This is a genomic window from Marinobacterium litorale DSM 23545, from assembly GCF_000428985.1.
Classification (GTDB): domain Bacteria; phylum Pseudomonadota; class Gammaproteobacteria; order Pseudomonadales; family Balneatricaceae; genus Marinobacterium_D; species Marinobacterium_D litorale.
The window spans coordinates 53324-77571 of record NZ_AUAZ01000003.1 but is presented as its reverse complement, the minus strand read 5'-3'; the positions used below and the strand labels follow the sequence as shown (position 1 = coordinate 77571).

The window sequence follows — 24248 nt, the reverse complement described above, 5'->3', positions numbered from 1 at the left end:
CATGAACCCGATCGTTGAATTAATTATTTGTGTTTTTCTGCTGATGGGCGGTCTGTTCGTGCTCCTGGGCTCATTCGGGCTGCTGAAACTGCCCGACTTTTACACACGACTGCATGCCCCGACCAAGGCCACCACGCTCGGGCTGGCCGGGCTGCTGATCGGCTCCATGATCTACTTTTTTGTCAACGAACAGCGGCTGGTAGTCCATGAGCTGCTGATTACACTCTTTCTCCTGATCACGGCCCCGGTCAGCGCTCATATGATGGCGAAAACAGCGCTGCACCATAAAATCCGGGTGCTTAAGCGCACTTCGGGGCAAGAGCTCACCGGTGCTGCCAGAGAGCGTCGGGAGCCCCCGTTCGATAGCGCCTGAACCGTTCGCCCTCCCTCTGAAGGCTCACCGCAAGCCCATCACATGCAACCGTGATGGGTTTTCATTGTTTGTGGTATGGTTAACGAAACGACCAACAGAGGAACAGGGCAACAATGCTGACCAAAGTTGTGATTCCCGTTGCGGGACTGGGTACGCGCGTACTGCCTGCCAGTAAAGCGATCCCCAAGGAGATGCTCACCGTTGTCGACAAGCCGGTGATTCAGCATGTGGTCGAAGAGGCGATCGAAGCGGGCTTCCGCGAAATCATCCTGGTAACCCGTAGCGGCAAACAGGCCATCGAAGACCATTTCGATCACCATTACGAGCTGGAACACGAACTGACTCGCAAAGGCAAACATGAGCTGCGTGCCGCTGTGAATGACACGCTGCCTGATGATGTGGAAGTGGTCTCGGTACGCCAGCCCCAGGCACTGGGGTTGGGTCACGCGGTACTTTGCGCTCAGCATATCGTCGGTGGAGACGACTTCGCCGTCATCCTGCCCGATATGGTCATCGACAACCCGGATGGCCTGCGCGACCTGAGCGCCATGGCAGAGCGCTACCGCAGCAGCGGAAAAGGGCAGATCATGGTGGAATCGGTCCCCGAGGAACAGGTTCAACGCTACGGTATTGTCGATTGCGGAGGCACGACGGTTGGGGCCGGCGAGTCTGCAGAGATTCGTGGCATGGTCGAAAAACCCGATCCGCAGGATGCGCCCTCTAACCTGGCTATCGTTGGGCGCTACATCCTGCCCGGCAAGATCATGTCTCTGCTGGAGAACACGGCGCCCGGTGCCGGGGGAGAGATTCAGCTTACCGATGCCCTGCTCGAACTCACGCGTGAAACACCGCTGGAGGCATATAACATGCGCGGGCGGGTCTATGACTGTGGAAACAAAGCCGGCCTGCTACAAGCCAATATCGCGCTTGGACTCAGACACCCGGAAACAGGCGAAGCGCTTCGTGAGTTCCTGACGGAATACAAATGGTAAGCAACCCAAGGAGTTGGCGTGAACCGGGATTCCTGCTGGCGCGAGCTGCGCCAATCGGCCGAGGCCCTGAAACCTCGGCACTTAAGCGAGTTTCTCGCTGATGAGACACGCTTTGAGAAACTGTCCTTCACCCATGACGGCGTTCTGCTTGACCTGAGCCGACATCGGTTTGACTGCCGGACACTGGACCGACTGGTCCAGCTTGCCGAAGCTTCCGAGCTGCGCACGGCGATATCGGATCTAACCGAAGGCCGCCCGGTCAACCATACCGAGCAGCGTGCGGCGCTTCATACGGCACTGCGAACACCGCCGGGCCAGCGGGTTGAAGTCGAGGACGAAAACGTCATCGAAGGCGTTCACGAAACCTTGAACAAAATGGAGTCGTTGGTTGCAACCCTGCACAGCGGCCAGTGGCGGGGCTACAACGGCGAGGCAATCGACACCCTGGTCAACATCGGCGTCGGTGGCTCCGATCTGGGACCGCTGATGGCCTGCCACGCACTTGAAGAATTTAAGCCGGATGCGGCTCAGGGTATCGAAATACACTTTGTATCATCCATGGACGGCAGTCAGTTGGCTGGTTTGCTTGACCGACTCAACCCGGCCACAACGCTGTTCGTACTCTCCTCTAAATCGTTTACGACGATCGATACCCTGGCCAACGCCGCTACCGCCTGTCAGTGGTTGATCGATGCCAGTGACGAGCCGCGCGAGCTGCTGCTCAAACACCACTTTATCGGCATCACCGCCAAGCCGGAAAAAGCATCCGAGTGGGGTATCCCCCTGCAGAATCAGCTTCTTTTCTGGGAGTGGACGGGCGGTCGCTACTCCCTCTGGTCGGCGATCGGTTTTCCGATCGCCGTCGCTATCGGTATGAGCGGCTTCCGCCAACTCCTGGCGGGCGCACACAGCATGGACCGCCATTTCCGTCATGCAGATTTCCACGAGAATCTGCCGGTTCTGCTGGCCCTGGCCGGGGTCTGGAATATCAATCTGCTCGATATTCACGCCAACGCGATCCTGCCCTACGATGGCCGCCTGGCCCACCTGCCCGCTTACCTTGAACAGCTCGAGATGGAAAGTAACGGGAAAAGTGTACGCTCTGATGGCTCACTGGTGGAACAACGTACCTGCCCGGTACTCTGGGGAGAGATCGGTCCCAATGCACAGCACGCGTTCTATCAACTGCTTCACCAGGGTACTGAGTCGGTCATGTGTGACTTTATTGTCCCGATCCGGCGCTACGCCGCCCAGAGCGCACACCTGCAGGAGCAACACCGGTTAGCCCTGGCTAACTGTCTGGCCCAGGCACGGGTGCTCGCCCTCGGTGATAAAGCACTCGATGATGAGGGGGCCGATGCACAGCCGCCCTGGAAGCGCTACCGGGGCAATCAACCCAGCACCGTAATTCTGGTCGATGAACTGACCCCCTATTCGCTGGGCCAGTTGATCGCGCTCTATGAGCACAAGGTCTACACCCAGGCGGTGATATGGGAGATCAATCCGTTCGACCAGTGGGGCGTGGAGCTGGGCAAGAAAATGGCGACGCAGATGCTCGATGCACTGGAAGACCCTGACAGCAATGAAGCGCTGGACTCCGCCACACGAGGCTTGCTGGACCAGATCCGGAAACGCCGCGAACCCGCCTGAATACCGGATAAGGATAACGCATGAAGATCTGTATATGGGGTGAAGAACTGGCAGGCTGGACAGCCGCTGCCCTGCTCGCCGAATATGGCAACCATATCCTGAAGGCAGGCTCGGGACTCGAACCTGCACAAAGCAGCATCCGCGCCGAACCGGGCCTGATGAACCGACTTAGAAACGGTATCGAAGCAGGCAGGATTATGCCCGCCGACGAGAACGATCCGTTCAGTGCCGACATCCACTGGCTGGCTGTGGGCCCGGGCGAGGAGGAGCAGGGACGCAAAATTGTGGCGGACCTGGCGAAAAAGGACACCCCCGTACTGGTTATCAACCAAAGCAACCTGGGTACCGGTGCCAGCGACGAACTGCAAACACTGCTCGACCGGGAACGTGAACAGCAGGTCGTTTACCTGCCAGATATGCTACAGGGCGGACAGGCGATTCAGCAGTTCGCGCACCCCGGTGTTCTGCTGGTGGGCTGCGAAGATGAGCGCGCCCGGGTGACATTCACAGCCCTGATGCGCCCGTTCACCCGGGAAGGCACCGAAATTCGGCTGATGAGCCGCAAGGAAGCAGAGTTTACCAAGTTTGCCATTACCGGCATGCTTGCCCTGCGTCTGGGATACATCAACGAACTGGCCAGCCTGGCCGATCACGTGGGCGTTGATATCGAAACCGTGCGCGATGGCATGAGCACGGACCAGCGAGTGGGCCCTCACTACCTCTCTCCCGGCTGTGGCTTCGGTGGTCATCACTTCACTCAATATATCGAGGGTCTAGCCGGGCTGTTAAGCCGAACCCGAGGCTCCACACTTCTGGAAACCGTGCTGGAACAGAACGAATTCCACAAGGAACTGCCGTTTAGAAAACTCTGGCAACACTACAACTGTGACCTGAACGGCCGACGGATCGCACTCTGGGGACTGGCCTTCAAGCCGGGTGTCGCCACAGTGGAAAGTGCACCCAGTCTCAGAATCACCGATGCCCTGCTGGCACAGGGGGCCACACTTCAGGTACATGATCCCGAAGCTCAACCGGAGTTTCGTCGTATCTACGGGGATAACCCACAGCTGGTTTACTGTGACACCCCCTACTCTGCCGTCGGAGACGCGGATGCCCTGCTCCTTCTGACCTCCTGGCCCGATTACTGGTCCCCCAACTACACCGAGCTGCACCGCCTGATGAACGAACCTGTTATCATTGACGGCAGAAACGTATATGACCCGCAGCTACTGCGCGACCTGGGCTTCACCTACTATGGCGTCGGGCGCGGGCAATAAGTCAGAGCGGTACCTTTGAACACAGACAGCGGTAAACTGACCCCAGCCGAGATCGAGTGGCAAGAAGGCTCACCGGTCTCGGTTACTTTTGAAGATATCTATTTCAACCGTGCCGGTGGTAACGAGGAAACCGAGCATGTCTTTATTAACGGAAATGATCTGCCGCAACGCTGGTCATCGCTGGATGAAGACACCCGTTTCACGCTGGCCGAAACCGGCTTTGGAACCGGCCTGAACTTCCTCTGTGCGCGGCGCTTTTGGTTAGACAAGGCCCCCAAAAGCGCCTGCCTTCACTACCTGTCCTGTGAAAAGCATCCAATGAGCGCGGAGGATCTGCGTCAGGCTCTAAGCGCATGGCCTGAGTTCCAGGACGCCAGTGATCAACTCTGTGATAACTGGCCCGCCCCCGTGCCAGGTTTTTATACCCTGGTATTCGATCAGGGGCGGGTCCGCTTAACGCTGCTCTTTGGTGACGCCGCGGAGATACTCTCGCGCCTGGATGCAACGGTAGACGCCTGGTTTCTTGATGGCTTCGCACCGGCTAAAAACCCAGAGATGTGGAGCGAGCAACTGTTTGCCAGTATCGCTGCCCGAAGCCGCCCCGGTAGCACCTTTGCCACATTCACTGCCGCCGGTCTCGTCAAGCGAGGCCTGGCCGCTGTAGGTTTTGATATTCATAAACGTGCAGGATTCGGACGCAAGCGGGACATGCTCACCGGCAGAATGTCCGCTCCTGCGCAACAGGCCTCAGTTAAACGGCCCTGGCTGGCCCGCGCCACGGCCTGTGAAAGCGACCGTCATGCCATTGTCATCGGGGCGGGGCTGGCCGGCTGTTCAACCGCCTCTGCACTGGCCCGGCGGGGCTGGCGGGTAGACCTGCTTGAAAGACGCTCAGCACCAGCGCTCGAAGGTTCCGGCAACCCACAGGGGGCGCTCTACCTCAAGCTGCCTCTACAACCGACAGCCCAGAGTCGCCTCCACCTGAGCGGACTTCACTACAGCGCGGCCATGATACGCGAGCTGAACACGCGCCACGGCGAGCAAGTCGGTGACCTGTGCGGTGTTCTATCCCTGGCACTGGATCCTCAGGAGAGCAACCGCCAGGAGAGATTACTTGCGCAGGGACTCTATCCCGAAGCATTGGTACAAGGCGTAGACTCAGAGCAAGCCCGAGTCCTATCGGGAATGACAACCGGTGCCGGCGGCCTCTATTTTCCGTCTGCCGGCTGGGCGTCCCCCCCCAGGGTCTGTGCTGCACTGACCGACCACCCCCGCATCCACTGCCACTACAACACGACCGTCTCCGAGCTTACGCAGAGTGAGGCCGGTCATTGGCTGGTAAACGGGGGACAGTTCCAGGCACCGGCGGTGATCATCTGCACGGCGAACGACGTACAAATTATAAACTCATTTGCCGAACTGCCCCTCAAACCGATTCGGGGGCAAACCAGCACGACAGCCGCGCCCGAAAGCGTCGCTGAATTGAAAACCGTTGTATGTGGCGAAGGATACGTATCGCCACCACTGGGCAGCCACTACTGTTTTGGGGCAAGCTTTGTCATCAATGACGCTGAACTCGCTCCCCGTGAAAGTGAACACCGGGAAAATATGGCACTGCTGTGCCGGGCACTACCGGAGCTGGGCGAGGCGGTGGATGAGCTGCACTGGACTGGCCGGGTAGCACACCGCGCTACAACCCCCGATTATTTACCCATTGTTGGCGCACTGCATAATGAACCCTGGACAAAAGATCATTTTGCCCAGCTTCGGCATGACGCAAAATGGCCTTTCAAACCCGGTATGAGGCATTATAAAGGCCTGTATATCAATACCGGTCACGGATCAAAAGGACTGATCAGCTGTCCAATAAGTGCGGAGTATATCGCGGCGCTGATAGAGGGTTCGCCACTACCGCTGGAAAGAAGCGTGGTCGACGCAATCAACCCCGTGCGCTTTTTAATCAAGAAATTGATCAAGGGGTCGATATAAAAAAGAAACGGGAGAGTAGCTTATGGCGCTGGTAGTTTATGATCAGGGGTATCGTATTCAGACCCCCGTGTCGGCGCTGTTCAAGCCCAGGGGGACCGAACAGACCACCGAGCTGCGCAGTTCGGGTGGCTTGCCCGGCAGCGACGATATCGCTCATGGCGAGGCCCATGAGCTGGAGCAAGCCTTTCTCAACAATTCCCGCCAGCCCCTGCAGCGGCGTCTGCCCACCGGAGAGCGTGGCGAGGGTCGCAGTTCCGGTACCTATGAAAATGTAAAGTTCAGCGGTGCTGAACGTCGCAAACACGGTCTGACCGCACAGCAACTGATGGTATCCCCGGTGTATACGGCGCGGCCTGAAGAGAGCCTGAGGCGTATCGCCGAGCAGATGCTGAACTACAAGGTCCATCACATTGTTGTGACGGACGATAATCAGAGACCTTTAGGCATTGTGTCAGATAACGATATCCTGGCCCATGGCAGTGATTCGCCCATGCCCGCGTCCGAGGTCTACCAGAGCCAGATAGTCGTGGCCGCTCCGGATACGGAGTTATCGATACTGGCAGCGACTTTCGTCAATTACCCGATCCGCGCAATTCCGGTCATCGATGAGCGTGAGCAGGTGGTGGGGATCATCACACGCTCTGACCTGCTTCGATTGCTGATCAATAATGCGAGGGTGGAGAGCTGGGCATAACCCTCTGCTAGCCTGACTCACTATCTCCGTGCTTTTTCGGCGAGACCAATGCACGGTGCGGCGACCCCGTTATTGGCCCAGGAGACGAGACCTGAACGGGGGAGGCCGACACCGGTTCAGGCTCGGGATTGGAAAACAGACGCCCGATGAAGCCGAACACACGCTTGATGCCCCGCCAGATCTTGGGTAACAACCAGATCAGCAGACCAATGAAAAGGATCAATGCACCGATAAACCAGAGTGGATGATTTAACGCCGCCCAAAGCCCTCCGATCACGGCCAGATCTTCACCCACCGATGCGGTCCAGTTGGTGACCGGCTCCGGCGAGGTATTGATTAATACTCGTCCTCCGGCTTTGAGACTGTGGCTGCCGGCAGCCATGGAGCCACCGACAATCGCCGCCGCCAGCTCGGCTGCCGGTGAGATATCCCCAACGGCGCCCGCCGCCAGCATTGCACCGGCCGGAATGCGAACAAAGGTGTGCAGCGTATCCCAGCCCGTATCCACACCCGGCACCTTGTCGGCAAAAAACTCCACGCAGTACATCAAACCTGCCGCCATCAAGACCAGGGGATTGGAAACAATCTCCAGCCCGGGGGGAAGCTCGATATTACCGGTATTGGCCATGATGCCGAGCATCAGGATCGTTGCATAGAGGTTGATGCCGCTGGCCCAGGCTACGCCCATTGACAGGGCGATCAAACTGGTTATCTGATCAAACTGCTCCACGACCTCACCTCCAGCGAAACGCTTTGCGCTATAGGGACTCTTTCGACACTATAGAGCATTCACCTGTACTTTCACTGAACAGCAGCACGACTTCGCCCGAGCGGAGTTTCGCCTTTACCTGCTCGACCTTGCGCTCCAGTGTGACTTCCTGCTCACCATAATCGGTCCCATCACGGGTCACGAATTCCTCAATCAAACCTGTGAGCGCATCGGTCGAGAGGGCTTCCCAGGGCAGAATCATACGCCTTGGCCCTCAGCCTCAAGCAGCTCAATCAACTGGGATTCATTAAGAATACGAATACCCAGCTGCTCCGCCTTGGCCAGTTTCGATCCAGCCTTTTCACCGGCCACCAGTGCGGTGGTCTTGGCCGAAACACTACCGGCCACCTTGGCCCCCAGCGCTTGCAGACGTACCTTGGCTTCATCCCGCGTGAGTCGCTCCATGGCTCCGGTCAACACCCAGGTTTCCCCCTCCAACGGGAGAATCTGGCCACTGCTTTGGGGCTCGCACTCCCAATGCATACCAAATTCACGCAACTGCTGCTCTGTTTCGACAAGTTTACGCCGGTTTTCCTCCACCTGCAGGAAGGCGAACAGGTTACTGCGCGCCTGATTAGACAGGCCGCTGACTTCAGACAGAGCCTCTTCGCTGGCCTCAAGCAGCGCATCCAGACTGCTAAAGTGCGCCGCTAGGTTATCCGCGCCTTTGCGACCCACACGGAAAATACCGAGACTATCGATAAACGCACCAAAAGATACGCTACCGACCAGAGTGGCACTGATCTGCCCGGACTCCTTCGGCTCCACGCCCAGTGCAAGCAGATCATCAATCACCTGCTGATTGTGACTGTCCTGCATGAAATTATGGATCTCATGGGCCACGGTGAGGCCGATATCCTTAAGCGTTGCCAACACCTGTGGCAACGCCTTGCGAATATTAGTCAGGCTGCCCAATCCGTTGGCCAGGGTACGGGCTGTTTCCTCACCGACCTCGGGGATACCCAGCGCGTAAATAAAACGCTCCAGCGTCACATGGCGGCGCTGATCAATCGCCGCAATCAGATTCTCACTGGAGAGCTGAGCAAAGCCCTCCAGTCTCAGCAGATCACGTTCGGTGAGACGGAATAGATCCGCCGGGGAGCGCACCAGCTCCTTATCCACAAGCTGCTCGATGTTCTTCTCACCCAGGCCATCGATATCCATCGCTTTGCGTGAGCCAAAGTGAAACAGGGCTTGCTTCAACTGGGCCTCACAGGAGAGGCGGCCCACGCACCGGTAGATGGCGCCCTCACTGATCTGAGCACCGCTTTTGCCATGCTTGATCAGCTGCGTGCGTTCGATATCGGAACCACACACAGGACACTGTTCAGGGACATGTACCGGCTTTTGTCCTCGCGGTTTGTCGGTAACGACTTTGACGACCTGAGGAATCACGTCACCGGCACGACGTACCATCACATAATCACCGATCTTCACGCCCAATCGCGCGATCTCATCCATGTTATGCAGTGTGGCATTGCTGACTGTGACACCACCCACAAACACAGGCTCAAGCCGGGCGACCGGCGTCACGGCACCGGTACGCCCCACCTGAAACTCCACATCGTTGAGACGCGTAATCTCCTCCTGGGCCGGGAATTTGTGGGCAATCGCCCAGCGTGGCGCCCGGGCCACAAAGCCGAGCTGCTGCTGAAGCGCTCGACTGTCCACCTTAAAGACCAGTCCATCGATATCGTAGGCCAGGCTGCCCCGCTTACTCTCCAAATCCCGGTAGTATTCCAGACAGCCGTCAGCGCCGGTCACCAAACGCATTTCCGGATTGATTTTCAAGCCCCATTCGCGCAATTGATACAGCGTTTCACTGTGGCTGTCAGGTAACTCCCCACCCTCTACGATACCGGTACTGTAACTACAGAATTCAAGCGGGCGCTGGGCGGTGATCTTGGGATCGAGTTGACGCAAGCTTCCCGCTGCCGCGTTACGGGGATTAACAAAGGTCTTTTCACCCCGTGCTCTGGCACGCTCATTCAGCGATTCAAACCCGCTCTTGGGCATATACACCTCGCCGCGAACCTCCAGCCGCCTGGGCCAGTCGCGGCCACGTAGTTTAAGCGGGACATTGTCGATGGTACGTACGTTCAGGGTGATATCTTCTCCGGTGTAGCCATCACCCCGGGTTGCCCCACGCACCAGCACGCCCTCTTCATACAGCAAGCTGATTGCCAGACCATCCAGCTTCGGCTCACAGGCAAATCTGAGTGTGTCGCCGTTGATCGTGTCGATCCGTTCGGCAATTCTCTTCACGAAGGCGCGCAACTCATCTTCACTGAACGCGTTATCCAGTGACAGCATCGGCAGCTCGTGAGTTACCTCGGCAAAACCACCTTTGGGTTTAGCGCCAACACGCTGGGTCGGTGACTCGGCTGTAACGAGATCAGGATGTGCCTCTTCCAACGTTTTAAGCTCTCGGAACAGGCGGTCGTACTCGGCATCAGGAATGCCTGGCTCGTCGAGTACGTAATAGCGGTAGTTGTGCTGATCGATCTGATCGCGAAGCGCCTGTATACGCTCCGCTGCGGGGGTGCTCATCGGTCTAATTCATCTCGGAAAGGCAAGGACAGAACGGGTCAGGAGCCGCGCTTAACCCGTTTGTGAATCTGAAAATCACGAATGCGTTCGCGATAGTGCTCTTTGGTTTGCGGGCGCATAACAGAGCGATCTCCATCGAGGAGTTCGGCGTCAAGATGACGAGCCAGTGTTTCAGCCGTAGCCAGCATGCACTCGTACGCATAAAGCGGATCATTCGGGTCGCGCATGGACATGAAAAAGGTAACGGCCGGCGTCTCCTCTTCATCCATGGTTTCAAGATCAAAAGTTCCGGGCTGAATCGCATTCGCCATGCTGAATTGCAAAGAGCCGCTGGCATCCGGATTTTCATGGCGGTGGAAAACTTCAAGTTCACCATACTCCATGCCACACGCCTCCACGATTCGCCGCACACCGGCTCCGGGAAGAACTTGGCCTCGCTTGGCTACGACGAATATAACCAGCATATCTTCCGGGTCCGGTGTAATCTCCGGGGCCGGCCGCTTGCGATCACCTGTCTCACTGCGACCCGCTTGCGGCTCAGGTTCCGGCGCCGGTTGCGCATCACGTCCAGCTTCATTCGCAGACTCGTCCAGGTCCAGCGAGAAACCATCACTGGCGTAGGTCTCTTGATCTGCCTCGCGTTGTGCATCTCCTCCCTGAGACTCTGTATTTACATCCTCAACAGCACCTCGGCCGCTCCCTCGAACACGATCCATCAGCACCGGTATAGGCTGATCGGGATCGAAATCCAGACTCATCGAAAGCGCGTTATCGTAATCATCCTCAGCCGCGTCGGCGGAAGCGCCCCGGGCAGAAGCACTCCGACCGGACTCGGCCGCCTGATCGTCCAGAGAGAAACCATCAAATTGTCCCTGGCTCAGAGCGTCACTGAGTTCATCGTCGGAGTCGGCAGAGTCCTGCGCATGCAAGGGTGCGTGAGGCTTGGGTTCAGGCGGACGACGTTTGCTGCGCTTGGGTTCAACAGGTACATCATCGAACAGGGGGTCCATCTCTTTGAGCGAATTAGTATCCGCGATGCCGGTTCGAGTCGCTGATCGGGCGCTGGACTTGTGGGACGATGCGCTATCTGACGGTTCATCATCGTCCAAAGCTGAGCCCAATGTCGGTTCACGGCGCCCGTCTTCGGGTTCGATACTTTCTTCGTCATCGCCTGCACGGCGAACCCGAGCTCCCCCATTGGGGAGCTCGGGATTGGCGACGTAGGGATCCTCATCCGGGCCTTCGCTATCCACACCGGACCGGTCGATATCCATCCGAATGCGGTTCCGGTTGCCCCGGATACGGCGCCAACCATCAAAAATAATCAGCGCGATTACTAAAATCCCGCCGATGATGAGCCACTCGCGCAGACTGATCTCCATGATTACGCTCTATTCCCGTCGAACCCTAGCTTCTGTAAAGAATTGTCCGCTTACAGACTACTCTACAACCCCATCGATCACCACCTCAACGCGCTGAACGGAGGTCCCCACGTCAATGGGTGATACCGAACCGATCAAATCACCTGCTGCGGGTATAGCGTCGCCACTGGCGCTAATCCGAGCACCGACCTCAACCTGGTCGGTGCCGGAGAGACGTGCACGCGGCGTCATCGCCATGCTGTCATCCAGGGTCACTTCAGCAGGGAGCTGATCGGCCTTGAGCCGAACAGCGGCCAATGGCATGCGTCCTCCGACGGGGCGCGCGTATATAAACAGGGTATCCTCGGGTGATAGCTGATCAGCCAGCTCCGGTGCGATACTCACACTCACCTGAAGTTGCGGACCGGCATCAGGCGCATCCGGAACCGGTTTTCCAGCCGCAGCCAGTTGCTGTCGGGCCTGATTAATACCGGCTCGAAGCGATTCGGCAGCTTGTCCCGAAGCGTTATTCAACGCCTGATTCCAGTACTGGATGGCTTCTTCGTAGCGAGCGGATTCGTAGGCTTCAATACCCAATAATCCCAGAGCGGCCATCTCCTGCGGGTCCAGCGCGAGCGTCCGGTCAATCTGCTGCTTAACCTCTTCATTCATCGTCGCGCCAGCTTGAAAATAGAGCGCCTGAGCTATCTGTCCCTGAACACCGGCGTACTGAGGTGCGCTCTCCGGCAACAGGTCGGCTACGCGACGAAATGCCGTAATCGCTTCATCGTAACGTCCCTGATTCAGATAGGTCGTTGCCAGTAGATACCATCCTTCGGCATTCTCCGGGTTCCGATCCAGCTCCTGCTCAAGTTGAGCCAGAGCTGCCTCCAGGGTCGGCATCTCGGGCGGGTTAAGGGCTCGCGCCAAATCGTTGGATCGGCCCAGTTGGCTGTATAACCCCAGTGACGTAACCGGTATCAGCAGAGCCAACAGCACCACAGTCACCAACTGTGGCCCCTGCGGGCGCACTTTACGCACACGGGGCTGCGCCTGCTGCGCATCAATCAGCAGGTTCTTCTCCAGCTCGAGCTTGAGTACCGCAAAGCTTTCCTGGTCGAGTGTACCCATTGCACGCTCTGCTTCCAGCTCCGCAAGACGTTCACGATAGATATCCACGTTCTGATGCTGGCGGTCTTCACTCGCGGACGTCTGTGTAGTTCGCGCGCGAGCCCGCAGCAGCGGGTAAAATAGAACCGCCACCGCAACCAGTGTTAGCAGGGCAATCCCGACCCAGAGTCCAACCATTACTTCTTATCCTGTTCCAGCAGTTTATTCAGTCGCTCACGCTCGGACTGGCTTAAGCCGGACGAATCAGCACCCGGCTCCGCGCTACGTTTACGGCGTTTGGCAATCACGACAACAACTATCAACCCTATCGCCAGCAAAACAAAGGGCCCGTACCAAAGCAGCCAGGTCATCTCATTTACGCGAGGCCGGTAGAGTACAAACTCACCATAACGTGTCACCATAAAGTCGATCACCTCCTCATCGGAGGCTCCAGACTGAACCATTCGATAGACTTCGCGACGCAGATCGGACGCGATGGGCGAGTTGGAATCGGCAATATTATTGTTCTGACACTTGGGGCAACGAAGTTCCGCCGTCAATTCCTGGAAGCGCGATTCTGTTTGCTCATCCTTGAACTCGTAAGCATCAATGGCCGCCAGTGATGGGCCGGCCAATACAACCAAAATCGTCAGTAGAAGGGCTCTCATCCATTGCTCCCCGCTTCAACCTGTTCCATAACGGTTTTCAGCTGTTCCCAAACCTGGGAGTCGACGGCGCCCACATGGCGATAACGGATCACCCCCTGCGCGTCAATAACATAGGTTTCCGGTGCCCCATACACACCAAGATCCAGACCTAACAGGCCCTCCTCATCCAGCACGACACTGCGATACGGGTCCAGATAGCGCTTCAACCACTCCCGCGCCTTTACAGGTTCATCCTTGTAGTTAATCCCGTAAATAGTGATGCCCTCCCGTTGTAACCTGTTAAGGAAAGCATGCTCTTCCTTGCAGGTGGGACACCAGGTCGCCCAAACATTAACTAGCGCCACCTCACCTTTAAGGTCATCCGGTGTCAAAGTTTTGTTGGGTTCAGTCAACGAGGGCAACTCAAATGCCGGAAACGGATCATTCAACCGGGCGGACGGCAACTCCGTGGGATCGATAGACAAGCCACGCCAGAGAAAAAAACCCAGCCCTAAAAAAATAGCCAATGGCAAAAACACCAGTGCTCGACGCATCATGTCACCCCATACTTTCCGACCGCGCCAACTCACGCTGCGCTTGCCTGCGATAACGAAGATCCATCGCCGCCAGAATACCGCCGGCAGTCATCAACAACCCACCCAGCCAAAGCCAGCGAACAAAGGGTTTGTATTGAACCCGCACGGCCCAGGCGTCGCCACCTAAAGGCTCTCCCAGCGCTACATAAAGATCACGGAACAGGCCGGGATCGATTGCCGCCTCGGTCATCACATTGCCTCGCGCCGTATACAGCCGTTTCTCAGGGTGTAACTCGGTATAAGGCTCGCCTTTATACAGAACCCGGATTACCCCTTTGTCCGAGGTAAAATTAGGCCCTTCGACATGCTGGATACCGTCAAAGACGAACTCGTAGTCGGCAAAGGATTTTCGATCACCCGGCTCCATTCGCAGATCACTCTGCTCGGAATAGGTGGATACCAACGCGGCGCCAACAATCAGTACCGCTACGCCACCATGAGCAAGCATCATGCCGTAATAGGCGCGAGGTTGTGACAGTGCCGCGGCCAACGGATTGGATTTATGGCGCACCCGGTTCAGCAGATCACGACAACCGGTAAATACGATCCACCAGGCCATAAGCAGCGCGATTGAGGTATAAAAACCGGGCAAGCTTGGCAACATGACTATACAAATGCCGGCCAGCACGGTGGCAAACAGCCCCGGCAACCAGATTTGAGCTGCCAGGCTGCCGCCCTCGGTCTGCTTCCATCGCATCAGCGTGCCCACGCCAAGACTGAGCGCCAGCAGCAGACTCAGCGGGATAAACAGCGCGTTGAAATAAGGCGGACCCACCGACAGCTTACCCAGGTTCAACGCGTCTATCAGTAATGGATAGAGCGTCCCTAACAGGACCATGGCGCAGATTACGGTCAGCAAGACGTTGTTGATCAGCAGGAAGCTCTCACGAGAGAACAGACCGAAGCTCGATTCGCTTTTGACCTCAGAGGCTTTGAAGGCGTACAGCAGCAGCGAGCCACCGATGGTCACAGCCAACAGCGCGAGAATGAAGAAGCCTCGATCAGGATCGGAGGCGAAAGCATGGACCGATGTGAGCACACCAGAGCGGACCAGGAACGTTCCCAGCAGACTGAGCGAAAAGGCGAAAATTGCCAACAACACCGTCCAGCTTTTGAAAACACCTCGTTTTTCCGTCACGGCCAGGCTATGCACCAGAGCCGTACCTATCAGCCACGGCATCAGAGAGGCGTTCTCGACCGGGTCCCAGAACCACCAGCCGCCCCAGCCCAGTTCGTAGTAAGCCCACCAGCTGCCCAGCGCGATTCCCAATGTCAGGAATGCCCAGGCCACACTGGTCCAGGGGCGTGACCAGCGCGCCCAGGCTGCATCAAGCTGCCCACTGAGCAGCGCGGCAATGGCAAACGCAAATGCCACCGAAAATCCCACATAGCCCATATACAGCATCGGCGGGTGAACGATCAGGCCGAAATCCTGTAACAATGGATTCAGATCCGCCCCATCTTCAGGGATCCGCGGCAGAAGACGCTCGAAGGGGCTGGACGTAAACAGCACGAACAGGATAAAGCCGGTGGCAATCAGGCCCATCACCGCCAACACACGTGCCAAAATATCGTCAGGCAGGTTGCGACTTTTCAACGCAACAGCCACCGTCCAGCCCGCCAAAATCAAGAGCCAGAGCAACAAAGAACCTTCATGCCCTCCCCACACCGCACTTAAGCGGTAATACCAGGGCAGCGCGGAATTGGAGTTATTGGCTACATAGGCCACTGAAAAGTCATTCTGCAGAAACGACCATCCCAGGCACAGGAACGAGAACAGCACAAAACTGAAAAGCGCCACTGAGAGCGGGCGCGCATAACCACACCAAAGGCCGTTGCCGGTACTTGCCCCCACCAGAGGAATCGTGCCTAACAAAACAGACAGGCACAGGGAGATAATTAACGCATATTCGCCAAGTTCGGGGATCATTTATTGAACTCCTGACCGGCAGGCTTGGGCATCTTACCCGCTTTTTCAAGCGCTTCAGCCACCTCGGGTGGCATGTAGTTCTCGTCATGTTTGGCCAGAACTTCAACGGCCTGCAGGACGCCATCACCATCCAACGCCCCCTGCGCAACGATTCCCTGACCTTCCCGGAACAGATCAGGCAGGATACCGGTATATTCGACACGCACCGTTTTTTCGTAGTCGGTAATATCGAAACTGACATCCAGGCTTTCAGTAGAGCGATTAACGCTGCCTTCCACAACCATGCCACCGGCGCGTATCCGGGTATCCATCGGCGCTTCGCCGGCTGCGATCTGCGTTGGTGAGTAGAACAGGTTGATATTTTGGTTTAGCGCGAACAGCGTCAGTCCGACGGCGATACCAACGCCGGCAACAATAAACAGAACGATAAACAGCCTCTGTCTGCGTTTAGGGTTCATGAACGCTTAGCCTCCCTATGAATACGACGCGCCAGGCTTTGCTTGAGACGCTTACCCGCCTGAAGCGGCAAGACCAGGTTAGCCAGAATAACGATCAAGCCGAGGGCATAACTGAGCCAGACATAAAGCCCGTGCCCACCCATCGACAGAAATTCGGAAAAGGAGTTGAAGCTCACAAATACCTCACTTGACCAACAGCAGCTCTTTCACCCATCCGGAGCGACGCTCCCGGCGAAGAATCTCATTACGAAGCCGAAGCATTAGCGCTACGGCAAAGAAGGTGTAAAACCCGATCACCATCACCAACAGCGGCATCCACATCTCGGCCGGCATGGCAGGTTTCTCCGTCAGCTTGAATGTCGCGGGCTGATGCAAGGTGTTCCACCACTCTACCGAATACTTGATGATCGGAATATTGACCAGACCGACCAATGCCAGGACTGCGGTAGATTGCGCAGCTGTAGACTCGCTCTCGATGGCAGAGTTCAGTGCCATTACACCCAGATACAGAAAAAACAGAATCAGCATCGATGTCAGCCGCGCATCCCAGACCCACCAGGAGCCCCACGTCGGCTTGCCCCAGATCGCTCCCGTCAGCAACGCCAGCACCGCCAGCGACGCCCCGATGGGCGCACAGGATTTGGCCACCATGTCGGCGACTTTCATTTTCCAGATCAAACCAATGGCACCCGCAACAGCCATCAGCATGTAGCAGGACTGGGCAAGAATAGCCGATGGCACGTGCAGGTAAATGATTCGGAAGCTATTACCCTGCTGATAATCCGCTGGCGCAAAAAGGAGTGCCCACAGAGTCCCGCCGAGCAGCAATACCAACGTAACCAACGAGAAACCGGGCAGCAACTTCCCGCAGATCTGATAGCACCAACGGGGGGATGCCAGCTGATAAAACCAGCGCGGCAACCATTTTTTCTCTGCCTTTGCCATAACTCATCCACTCACTGAAATTCGTAACGCCGCCGCGACGGCCAGAGGTGCCAACGTTATCCCCAGCGCCAGTAACGCACCCAGCAACGCTAGGTATCCACCGATAGGCAGGCCGGTCACAGCAGCCTGAACCGCACCGGTACCAAAAATCAAAACCGGGATATAAAGCGGCAGAACCAACAACGAAATCAGTACACCGCCCTTACGCAGGCCAACTGTCAAAGCGGCACCGATCGCACCGACCAGGCTCAGGGTTGGCGTGCCCAGCAGCAGACTGAGCATCAGCCCCGGCATGCCCTCGGATGGAAGAAACAACATCACGCCGATCAGCGGTGCGACCAGTGTCAAAGCCAACCCCGTCATCATCCAGTGCGCAGCTATCTTGGCCAACACGACGATGAACAGTGGCTGAGGGCTCAGCAGAAGCTGCTCCAAAGACCCATCATCGAAATCACTGCGAAACAAGCTATCCATGGACAGCAGCGTCGCCAACAGTGCAGATACCCAAAGCACCCCGGGCGCCAGCTGTGCCAGAAAACCAGGTTCAGGACTGACACCCAACGGAAAAAGAGTGATCACCATCAGAAAAAATATCAGCGGATTGACCAGCTCACTTTTTCGGCGTAACGAGAGCATTAAATCCCGCCTGAGTGCTGCGATGAACAGTGCAGCCACTCCCACATCCCGGTTAATGCTCTGATTAGTCGGCAGATTATCCATTCGGTTCCATTTGTTTATCGAGATTGATCCGCCTGACCGCGCCGCTGCCCTGCAAATCCTGATGAGTTGTCAGGATGACACTTCCACCTCGAGCGATATGTCGCCCGATCAAAGCCTCTTTGGCTGCCACTCCGCGTTTATCGATGGCCGTAAAAGGCTCGTCGAGTATCCAGAGCGGTGCGTCGCTCAAGTACAGCCTCGCCAAAGATACGCGACGGTGCTGACCCGCTGACAGCGTGTGACAGGGAACATCTTCGAACCCCGACAACCCCACTTCAGCCAGTGCTGCACGAATTCGCGATGGGTCCAGAGAGGGAGAAAGTGCGCAATACCAACGCAGATTCTCTTCCGCGGAGAGCAACGCTTTAACTCCCGGCTGGTGCCCGAAGTAGAGCAGCTCGCGGCAATAACGATCCCGGGCTTGCTCGACAGGCTCCTCCCGCCAAAAAATATCACCTTCATAATTACGTGACAGACCACTGAGAATTCGTAGAAGAGTCGTTTTACCACTCCCGTTCGCACCTTCGATCTGGACGATTTCGCCGCTGTCCACCGAAAACGACAGACCGTCAAAGAGCACGCGGTCATCCCGCTCGCAAAACAGCTTTTCGACTCTGAGTAACACCTCGGACAAACAGTGACTCCCCCATCACATCGGTCTACAGTTGTGGTCTAGCTGGCCGACTAATTCTAAACGCGCCATTATAAACAGATTACCCCCCGTCGTCAGGCTAGAAAGCGGGTTGTCGGCGCGAGTAAAACCAAGGTACCAGGAGGACGCGACTAAGGTCGCGCCGATAGTTATCGAGACTCACTAACGGGTTGCAAAACAGACGTGGCACTGACCCTACCGATTCAATCACTACAAACGGCAAACCGTTCGAGCAGCCATCAAAGCGCTGACCTGCGCGCGCAGCTCAACGAAGGGAAAACGCTTAGCGGAAACGTGCGCGAAGTCACTCAAGACCCCTCCCGGCCTAACCTGTTCCGTATCAAGGTGGACGTTCAAAATCAGCTGATGGAGCTGGTCACCAGCCGCCCCCTGAGCACGGGCGCTCAAATCAACTTAAACCGCTCCCCTGAAGGGGGACTGCAATTAACGCTGGTAAACCAACCCGCCAAAGCTCAGGCACAAGCAACAAGCAGCAACAGCGCTCTAGGAACAACACAACCCGCTCCGCGCACCTCCACGGGTACCAGCAACACTCTGGCCCTAAAGATCCCAATGGACGCCCAAACCAGCGATCTGTTGAACCGAACTCTGCCACTTAATCAGCCACAAACCGGCAGGGTGCTACCCAACGTAATCCCCAGCCAAACCAATGGTCTTCAGAACCCTGTTACCATCCCAAGCACGCCCAACATGCAAAGCCCCGCCAACACACAGAGTGCAATTAACACCCAAAGTACGGCTATATCAGGGCAAAATACCGCTCAAATAATCGGTGCATCGGTAGCTCAAAGCATTACACCACGACAACCAGCGGCCCACAGCACAGGAGTGCCCTCTAAAACCACAAACCAGACCAACGCGCCTCAGAATCCTGCAAGCAATCCAAGCGCGGCCAACACTCAAAGCTCCACCAGTACACAGGGTGCAACCAACACCCCAAATACTGCCATATCAGGGCAAAATTCCGCTCGAATAATCAATGCATCGGTAATGACAGAGCTGGCTCAAACCATCACACCGCGACACACCCCCAGCAAAGCGGCACCCTCCTCTACCAGAGGCCAAACCAACACTCCTCAGAATCCTGTTACCACCCCAAGCTCGGCCAACACACAAAGTCAAACAAGTACACAGGGCGCAACTAACACCCAAAGTACGGCCATATCGGGGCAAAACGCCGCCCGAGTAATTAATGCATCGGCAGTAACAGAACTGACTCAAGCTATGCCCCCCCGCCAACCAACAGCTCCCGGCACAACAATACCCTCGTCTACCGGGAGCCAGGCCAACCCGGCGGCAGGTGCTCAGCTCCCCTCATCTCAAAGCCCCCTCGCAGCCAACAGTAACCAGGGAGCCCAGGGAGCCCAGGGAGCCCAGGGAGCCCAGGGAGCCCAGGGAGCCCAGGGAAGTTTATCCTCACAGCCACAACCGGCCACCCCTGACGGAGCCTCAAACCAACCAAAACCTCCATCGGGACAGACAACATCTGCCGGGGCTGGCGATCAAACCAACGCGGCAAAATCCCAGATATCTACTGCTGGCAATAGCACAGCAAACAGCGCTCCCGTCGCCAACTCACGCGCAGCAACAGGCAGCCCCCCGCAGGTATCGAGCAGCCCAACCGCGCCCCCCGTCACAGGCCAGGCAAGCACTGGAAGCCCTGCGCCTCAATTGCAGACACGAACCGAGCAACCACCGGTTCAAAGTCAGCCGACCAATCCATCAACAGGCCAGCCCGCAAATACTGCAACACCCACGCCGGCACAGGGACCGTACAACGTACCCCAGTCAACGGGACCCCGAACGCAGAGTAGCCAGAGCCAGACGCCGCCGCAAGTACGAACAGGCCCAACAGTTACGGAGTCCAAAAGGGGGCTGGCGTCATACAATCAGCTATCCAATCAGACTTCCCGTCCGGAACAGACACAGCCTGCTCCCAACAAGACATCTGGACTAACACTGTCCCGACAGGGCGGAAGCGAACAGCCCCAACAAGCTACACCAACATCTCGCCAATCAAGAGCAGCGGTTACGCCCTCCTCAACGACCCAACCGCCGCAAGGCAGCGCTCAACCACAAAACGCTGCAACGCTTGAGAGGAGTACTAACACCAATCAACAGACCGCTCCCCAGCAACAGGGCACTCAGCGGGGCGCGGAAGTTTCCAACCCGCAACTGCCTGCTGGCCGCACCATTAACACTCCGCAACCGGCACAGCAGGCACCTGCTTCCACTCAAGGGCAAGGGCAAGGGCAAGGGCAAGGGCAAGGGCAAGGGCAAATAGCGGAAGCAAACACCCGGACCGCAACAACACCCGCCGCTAAGCACGAGGCACCTTCAACCGCATCACCCGACACTGCGAGAATCAATCCTCATCCCGCTGGCAGAACCAGTACAGGCGCTGTTGCTCTGCCGGCTCAGGCCGGACAACCACCAAGCCAGACCCCACCCCCACCTGCGTCAGGGCAAACACCTGGCTCGACAGCGGCACAGCCTGCAGCCAGCGGGTCAGCCGATACGAACCCGGTAGGCGGGACACAAACCACTGCGTCTCCCACCACCAACCAGATTTCATCCGCACCGCAGGCAACTGCGGCAAGAGGCAATTCGCAACCAGCGCAGACCGCGGGCGGAAACACCCCTCTGGAGAGTCGACCCACGCCACCATCGCCCCCTGGCCAAGCTCCAGTTCCGCCGACAACTAATCAAGCAACAGCTAACATAAACCAGGGCAACTCGCATACCCCCGGTGCCATTGTTGTCTCTCAAGCGGCACCTCCGCCTGCACCCGGAGCTCCAGCCGCAACCACGCAAAGCAGCACGCAACCCGCACCAGGGACTCAGACACCCGCGGCGCCGACTCCTGCGTCCGGCGCGCCGCCCCAAACCAGCGCCGCAACACCGTCACCGACAGGTGCACTTCAGGCAGGCGCACTGCAGGGCGGTGCCACGGAGCCCCCCCCTGGCGCTGCCCGACCAAGCCTCCAGGCACCGCAGCCACAAGCGGCATCTGTACCAGCTCCTAGTAATACCGGACCTGGACCAACCCCGGTTCAAACAGATCGAGGAAATAGCCATCCGGTGCCCCCTCCGCCAGCCGCCGTTGTTAGCGACAGCCGGGCACAACAGCCCGCGCCTTCCACATCAGTTCGTGACGGAGCCACCTCCGGTGCCGCCACAGCTTCAACACAGAGCCGCCCCGGAGCCGCCCCGGTACAGATCAGCGTCAACGGCCAGAGAATTGAACTCATCTCTCAGCGCCCACTTCAGGCAGGGTTAAACGTTCAGCTAACACGGACCGATTCATCAACGGTACAGATGAGTGTTCAACCCCCATCAGTCGACAGCGCCAGCCGATCTCGCCTCCATGAAGGCTTGCAACAGGTACTCAAGGACAACCTACCCCAGCAACTTCCGATGGGAGAGGCACTCAATCAGATGCGCCAGCTCAGCACCGGCGCGCGGCAGGGCGATGCACTCGGACAGGTCGTCAAGTCGATGTTGAGTTTATTCAGCGTCCCGGCCAAAGCCGACGCATCCTCCGTAAAGCAATCGATTCAGAACCAACTTATGGGTAGCGGCCTGGTTAAAGGGGGCTCAACAACTCAAGAGGCGTCTCAAACAGGCAAACAGAACACCCTTCAGGAGCAGTTCGGCAAACTCAGCCAAATTGCCGAGCAGCTACCGACGGAAGCCCGGGAGCGGATGCAATTCCTGCTTCAGGGGCTAAAATCCCGGACCCACTCTCAACAGGCCGCCAGTTTGCAGAGCTGGAATGATGCGCCTGACGGAGGGATTGAACGCCAATACCGGCTCGATATTCCCGTTCGCGTCAGTGAAGATCGGGTTGATAATACCGAAATAAAGATTACTCAGCATAAGCGCCCGGATAGCGAAGAACTTTACACTTCAGAGTGGTCGATCAATATGCACTTCGACCTTGAGCAGCTCGGTGCGGTCGATGCGCGGGTCAGTATCCAGCAGGACTGGCAAATCAGTGCACGCTTCTGGGCAGAGCAGCGCAATACAACGGAAATGATCCGTGACCGACTGAATAGCTTTGAAGATCAACTGCGCGGCACGGGATTTGACGTGGATACCCTACTGGTTCAGCAGGGACGCCAACCCCGTGAGGAACAACCGGCAATCAGTAAACGTCTAGTGGATCTGCACACATGAGCAGGGATGACGACAATAACCAAGCACCACTTCCCGGTGCGGTGGCACTAAAATATGACCCTTTATCCGGGAGAGCGCCCCGAGTCACCGCCAAAGGCCAGGGTGTTATTGCTGAACAGATTGTGGCTCTGGCCCGTGAACACGACATCCATATCTATGAGAGCCCTGAGCTACTCGAAGTATTAATTCGTATGGAACTGGGTGATGAAATACCGGAGTCGTTGTACCGCGCTATTGCAGAGGTCATCGCCTTTGCTTACGGACTAAGACCGGACCAGCCGATCGACCTGGGATTGGCCGACGAGAAGCGCTAGCTAATGACGCGGCAACTGCTCATCGACCCTCAACTCTCGATGCAGTAAAGCCATCAACTCCGCCTCGGGGCGCCCAATACCACAACTACGCACCAGATCATCCACATCCGCTCCCATTTCCATTAATTTGGCAGCCTGGTTATAGGCCAACACGCTGGGATCCCGATTTTCCAGCTCCTGTTGCTTTTCAACGGTAATATCAAGCTTACGCTCAATAGCAAGCAGTCGATTACCCATGCCGATTGAGCCGTTGGTCATCGCTTTTATTTCGTTGCGCAAGACGTTAATCAGGGCCTGATGCCGACGCTCCTGACGGCGAACACGAACCAACAGAGATACACAGAGCACAACGCTGGAAAAAGCCAGTAGTGCAACGGCTAGCAAAGTGATCTGATCAGGTGTTAATTCAAGCACGCCGAGACCTTTTTCAGGAGAGCAACTGCCTGCAATAGCAGGCAGTCGGGGATTGTAGCGGGTATTTGATCAGGCGGACACCGCCTCAAACTCCTCTACCAGCTGGTCGACATCGATGATGGCACAACGCTCAGCCATATACGTGCCCAATAGCCAGGGGCGCCGCTCTCTATCCTGATTCAGATTAACCCGATCCAGCGGTACCTGGATCGATTTCACCAACCCATCACAGGCTAAAGCCCACTTACGCCCCTGAAGAATAAGCACTTCGGAGTACTGTGAGTGCTCTGGCTTGTAGCGCTCAGGGATCAACCACTGCGCGGTATCAACCACATGCGTGCGTTGCGGATCCATGCCAAAGGCGCCCAGGATCCAATCCGGCAGACCGGCTATGTCCATCGATAAATCATGGATATTAAGAGCCCCTTCAATGCGATCGAAATTTACCGCCAGTTTCATGCCATGCATGTCGATCAGGACACAGTTGAGCACCTGTACAGGTGCTTTCTGAGCCGCTGGCTGGGGTACTGGCTCTGGCTCTGGCTCTGGCTCTGGCTCTGGCTCTGGCTCTGGCTCTGGCTCTGGCTCTGGCTCTGGCTCTGGCTCT

25 protein-coding genes are annotated in these 24248 nt (G+C 57.1%); 9 read left to right on the top strand and 16 right to left on the bottom strand.

Annotation, left to right across the window (positions count from 1 at the left end; genetic code table 11):
- Position 1 precedes the first annotated feature (1 nt).
- From G403_RS0103380 to G403_RS0103355, 6 genes are all read left to right on the top strand, one after another.
- The gene (locus G403_RS0103380) at positions 2-373 is read left to right on the top strand and encodes a Na+/H+ antiporter subunit G (protein ID WP_027852737.1); all 372 of its coding nucleotides are present in this window, start codon (positions 2-4) and stop codon (positions 371-373) included.
- A 113-nt stretch (positions 374-486) separates the two neighbouring features.
- Positions 487-1365, top strand: coding sequence for a UTP--glucose-1-phosphate uridylyltransferase GalU (galU, locus tag G403_RS0103375; RefSeq protein ID WP_027852736.1), 879 nt, complete (start codon positions 487-489; stop codon positions 1363-1365).
- An 18-nt stretch (positions 1366-1383) separates the two neighbouring features.
- The gene (pgi, locus tag G403_RS0103370) at positions 1384-3015 is read left to right on the top strand and encodes a glucose-6-phosphate isomerase (protein WP_027852735.1); all 1632 of its coding nucleotides are present in this window, start codon (positions 1384-1386) and stop codon (positions 3013-3015) included.
- A gap of 20 nt (positions 3016-3035) precedes the next feature.
- Positions 3036-4292: a UDP binding domain-containing protein gene (locus tag G403_RS0103365; RefSeq protein WP_027852734.1), complete on the top strand. Its 1257-nt coding sequence runs from the start codon at positions 3036-3038 to the stop codon at positions 4290-4292.
- A 15-nt stretch (positions 4293-4307) separates the two neighbouring features.
- Complete coding sequence (gene mnmC / locus G403_RS0103360) at positions 4308-6281, top strand: bifunctional tRNA (5-methylaminomethyl-2-thiouridine)(34)-methyltransferase MnmC2/FAD-dependent 5-carboxymethylaminomethyl-2-thiouridine(34) oxidoreductase MnmC1 (protein WP_027852733.1); 1974 nt, start codon at positions 4308-4310, stop codon at positions 6279-6281.
- A 22-nt stretch (positions 6282-6303) separates the two neighbouring features.
- Positions 6304-6975 (top strand): CBS domain-containing protein, encoded by a 672-nt coding sequence (locus G403_RS0103355; protein ID WP_027852732.1) that lies wholly within the window; start codon positions 6304-6306, stop codon positions 6973-6975.
- 7 nt (positions 6976-6982) lie between these two features.
- Here G403_RS0103355 and G403_RS22065 read toward each other — a convergent pair whose 3' ends face one another.
- The 14 genes from G403_RS22065 to G403_RS25250 form a co-directional block, all read right to left on the bottom strand.
- Positions 6983-7705: a DUF4126 domain-containing protein gene (locus G403_RS22065; protein ID WP_051298488.1), complete on the bottom strand. Its 723-nt coding sequence runs from the start codon at positions 7703-7705 to the stop codon at positions 6983-6985.
- Between the two features lie 28 nt (positions 7706-7733).
- Positions 7734-7946, bottom strand: coding sequence for a YheU family protein (locus G403_RS0103345; protein WP_027852731.1), 213 nt, complete (start codon positions 7944-7946; stop codon positions 7734-7736).
- Entirely contained in the window at positions 7943-10294 is a 2352-nt protein-coding gene (gene ligA, locus G403_RS0103340) for an NAD-dependent DNA ligase LigA (RefSeq protein WP_027852730.1), read from the bottom strand. The genes G403_RS0103345 and ligA overlap by 4 nt, the downstream gene beginning before the upstream one ends.
- A 38-nt stretch (positions 10295-10332) precedes the next feature.
- Entirely contained in the window at positions 10333-11676 is a 1344-nt protein-coding gene (gene zipA / locus G403_RS0103335; protein ID WP_027852729.1) for a cell division protein ZipA, read from the bottom strand.
- A gap of 57 nt (positions 11677-11733) precedes the next feature.
- Positions 11734-12963, bottom strand: a complete 1230-nt coding sequence (gene ccmI / locus G403_RS0103330; protein WP_027852728.1) for a c-type cytochrome biogenesis protein CcmI — start codon at positions 12961-12963, stop codon at positions 11734-11736.
- Positions 12963-13433, bottom strand: a complete 471-nt coding sequence (locus G403_RS0103325) for a cytochrome c-type biogenesis protein (RefSeq protein ID WP_027852727.1) — start codon at positions 13431-13433, stop codon at positions 12963-12965. Before G403_RS0103325 ends, ccmI begins: the two co-directional genes overlap by 1 nt.
- The gene (locus tag G403_RS0103320) at positions 13430-13966 is read right to left on the bottom strand and encodes a DsbE family thiol:disulfide interchange protein (protein ID WP_027852726.1); all 537 of its coding nucleotides are present in this window, start codon (positions 13964-13966) and stop codon (positions 13430-13432) included. Before G403_RS0103320 ends, G403_RS0103325 begins: the two co-directional genes overlap by 4 nt.
- A 4-nt stretch (positions 13967-13970) precedes the next feature.
- Positions 13971-15938 (bottom strand): heme lyase CcmF/NrfE family subunit, encoded by a 1968-nt coding sequence (locus G403_RS0103315; RefSeq protein ID WP_027852725.1) that lies wholly within the window; start codon positions 15936-15938, stop codon positions 13971-13973.
- Positions 15935-16396, bottom strand: coding sequence for a cytochrome c maturation protein CcmE (gene ccmE, locus G403_RS0103310; protein ID WP_027852724.1), 462 nt, complete (start codon positions 16394-16396; stop codon positions 15935-15937). The genes G403_RS0103315 and ccmE overlap by 4 nt, the downstream gene beginning before the upstream one ends.
- Entirely contained in the window at positions 16393-16572 is a 180-nt protein-coding gene (gene ccmD / locus G403_RS0103305) for a heme exporter protein CcmD (protein ID WP_027852723.1), read from the bottom strand. The genes ccmE and ccmD overlap by 4 nt, the downstream gene beginning before the upstream one ends.
- 7 nt (positions 16573-16579) lie before the next feature.
- Positions 16580-17341, bottom strand: a complete 762-nt coding sequence (locus G403_RS0103300) for a heme ABC transporter permease (protein WP_027852722.1) — start codon at positions 17339-17341, stop codon at positions 16580-16582.
- A 3-nt stretch (positions 17342-17344) separates the two neighbouring features.
- A complete protein-coding gene (gene ccmB / locus G403_RS0103295; protein ID WP_051298486.1) occupies positions 17345-18061 on the bottom strand; it encodes a heme exporter protein CcmB in 717 nt (238 codons plus the stop codon).
- A complete protein-coding gene (gene ccmA, locus G403_RS0103290) occupies positions 18054-18695 on the bottom strand; it encodes a cytochrome c biogenesis heme-transporting ATPase CcmA (protein ID WP_027852720.1) in 642 nt (213 codons plus the stop codon). Before ccmA ends, ccmB begins: the two co-directional genes overlap by 8 nt.
- Positions 18696-21099: 2404 nt before the next feature.
- Complete coding sequence (locus G403_RS25250; RefSeq protein ID WP_156899633.1) at positions 21100-21273, bottom strand: hypothetical protein; 174 nt, start codon at positions 21271-21273, stop codon at positions 21100-21102.
- 779 nt (positions 21274-22052) lie between these two features.
- On the opposite strand from G403_RS25250, the gene fliK reads away from it, so the two are divergent.
- Positions 22053-22913, top strand: coding sequence for a flagellar hook-length control protein FliK (gene fliK / locus G403_RS0103275; protein WP_084403917.1), 861 nt, complete (start codon positions 22053-22055; stop codon positions 22911-22913).
- Entirely contained in the window at positions 22910-23227 is a 318-nt protein-coding gene (locus tag G403_RS0103270; protein WP_027852717.1) for an EscU/YscU/HrcU family type III secretion system export apparatus switch protein, read from the top strand. Before fliK ends, G403_RS0103270 begins: the two co-directional genes overlap by 4 nt.
- Here G403_RS0103270 and G403_RS0103265 read toward each other — a convergent pair whose 3' ends face one another.
- Positions 23228-23641: a DUF2802 domain-containing protein gene (locus G403_RS0103265; protein WP_027852716.1), complete on the bottom strand. Its 414-nt coding sequence runs from the start codon at positions 23639-23641 to the stop codon at positions 23228-23230. It abuts the gene before it with no gap.
- Between the two features lie 69 nt (positions 23642-23710).
- A complete protein-coding gene (locus tag G403_RS25245) occupies positions 23711-24100 on the bottom strand; it encodes a chemotaxis protein CheW (RefSeq protein WP_425411692.1) in 390 nt (129 codons plus the stop codon).
- Between G403_RS25245 and G403_RS25840 the strand changes: the two genes are divergently transcribed.
- Positions 24050-24248 (top strand): hypothetical protein (locus G403_RS25840; protein WP_211232642.1); only part of this gene is annotated, 199 nt, incomplete at its 3' end. The two genes, G403_RS25245 and G403_RS25840, sit on opposite strands and share 51 nt — an antisense overlap.

Bases quoted from the DNA above. Each gene is read 5' to 3' on its own strand.
- ccmE (WP_027852724.1), bottom strand. From the start codon at position 16,396: ATGAACCCTAAACGCAGACAGAGGCTGTTTATCGTTCTGTTTATTGTT.
- G403_RS0103320 (WP_027852726.1), bottom strand. From the start codon at position 13,966: ATGCGTCGAGCACTGGTGTTTTTGCCATTGGCTATTTTTTTAGGGCTG.
- zipA (WP_027852729.1), bottom strand. From the start codon at position 11,676: ATGGAGATCAGTCTGCGCGAGTGGCTCATCATCGGCGGGATTTTAGTA.
- fliK (WP_084403917.1), top strand. From the start codon at position 22,053: ATGAGTGTTCAACCCCCATCAGTCGACAGCGCCAGCCGATCTCGCCTC.
- G403_RS0103315 (WP_027852725.1), bottom strand. From the start codon at position 15,938: ATGATCCCCGAACTTGGCGAATATGCGTTAATTATCTCCCTGTGCCTG.
- ligA (WP_027852730.1), bottom strand. From the start codon at position 10,294: ATGAGCACCCCCGCAGCGGAGCGTATACAGGCGCTTCGCGATCAGATC.
- G403_RS25245 (WP_425411692.1), bottom strand. From the start codon at position 24,100: ATGAAACTGGCGGTAAATTTCGATCGCATTGAAGGGGCTCTTAATATC.
- ccmI (WP_027852728.1), bottom strand. From the start codon at position 12,963: ATGGTTGGACTCTGGGTCGGGATTGCCCTGCTAACACTGGTTGCGGTG.
- galU (WP_027852736.1), top strand. From the start codon at position 487: ATGCTGACCAAAGTTGTGATTCCCGTTGCGGGACTGGGTACGCGCGTA.
- G403_RS0103325 (WP_027852727.1), bottom strand. From the start codon at position 13,433: ATGAGAGCCCTTCTACTGACGATTTTGGTTGTATTGGCCGGCCCATCA.
- G403_RS0103380 (WP_027852737.1), top strand. From the start codon at position 2: ATGAACCCGATCGTTGAATTAATTATTTGTGTTTTTCTGCTGATGGGC.
- G403_RS0103270 (WP_027852717.1), top strand. From the start codon at position 22,910: ATGAGCAGGGATGACGACAATAACCAAGCACCACTTCCCGGTGCGGTG.
- G403_RS0103355 (WP_027852732.1), top strand. From the start codon at position 6,304: ATGGCGCTGGTAGTTTATGATCAGGGGTATCGTATTCAGACCCCCGTG.
- G403_RS0103365 (WP_027852734.1), top strand. From the start codon at position 3,036: ATGAAGATCTGTATATGGGGTGAAGAACTGGCAGGCTGGACAGCCGCT.
- G403_RS0103345 (WP_027852731.1), bottom strand. From the start codon at position 7,946: ATGATTCTGCCCTGGGAAGCCCTCTCGACCGATGCGCTCACAGGTTTG.
- G403_RS0103300 (WP_027852722.1), bottom strand. From the start codon at position 17,341: ATGGCAAAGGCAGAGAAAAAATGGTTGCCGCGCTGGTTTTATCAGCTG.
- ccmB (WP_051298486.1), bottom strand. From the start codon at position 18,061: ATGGATAATCTGCCGACTAATCAGAGCATTAACCGGGATGTGGGAGTG.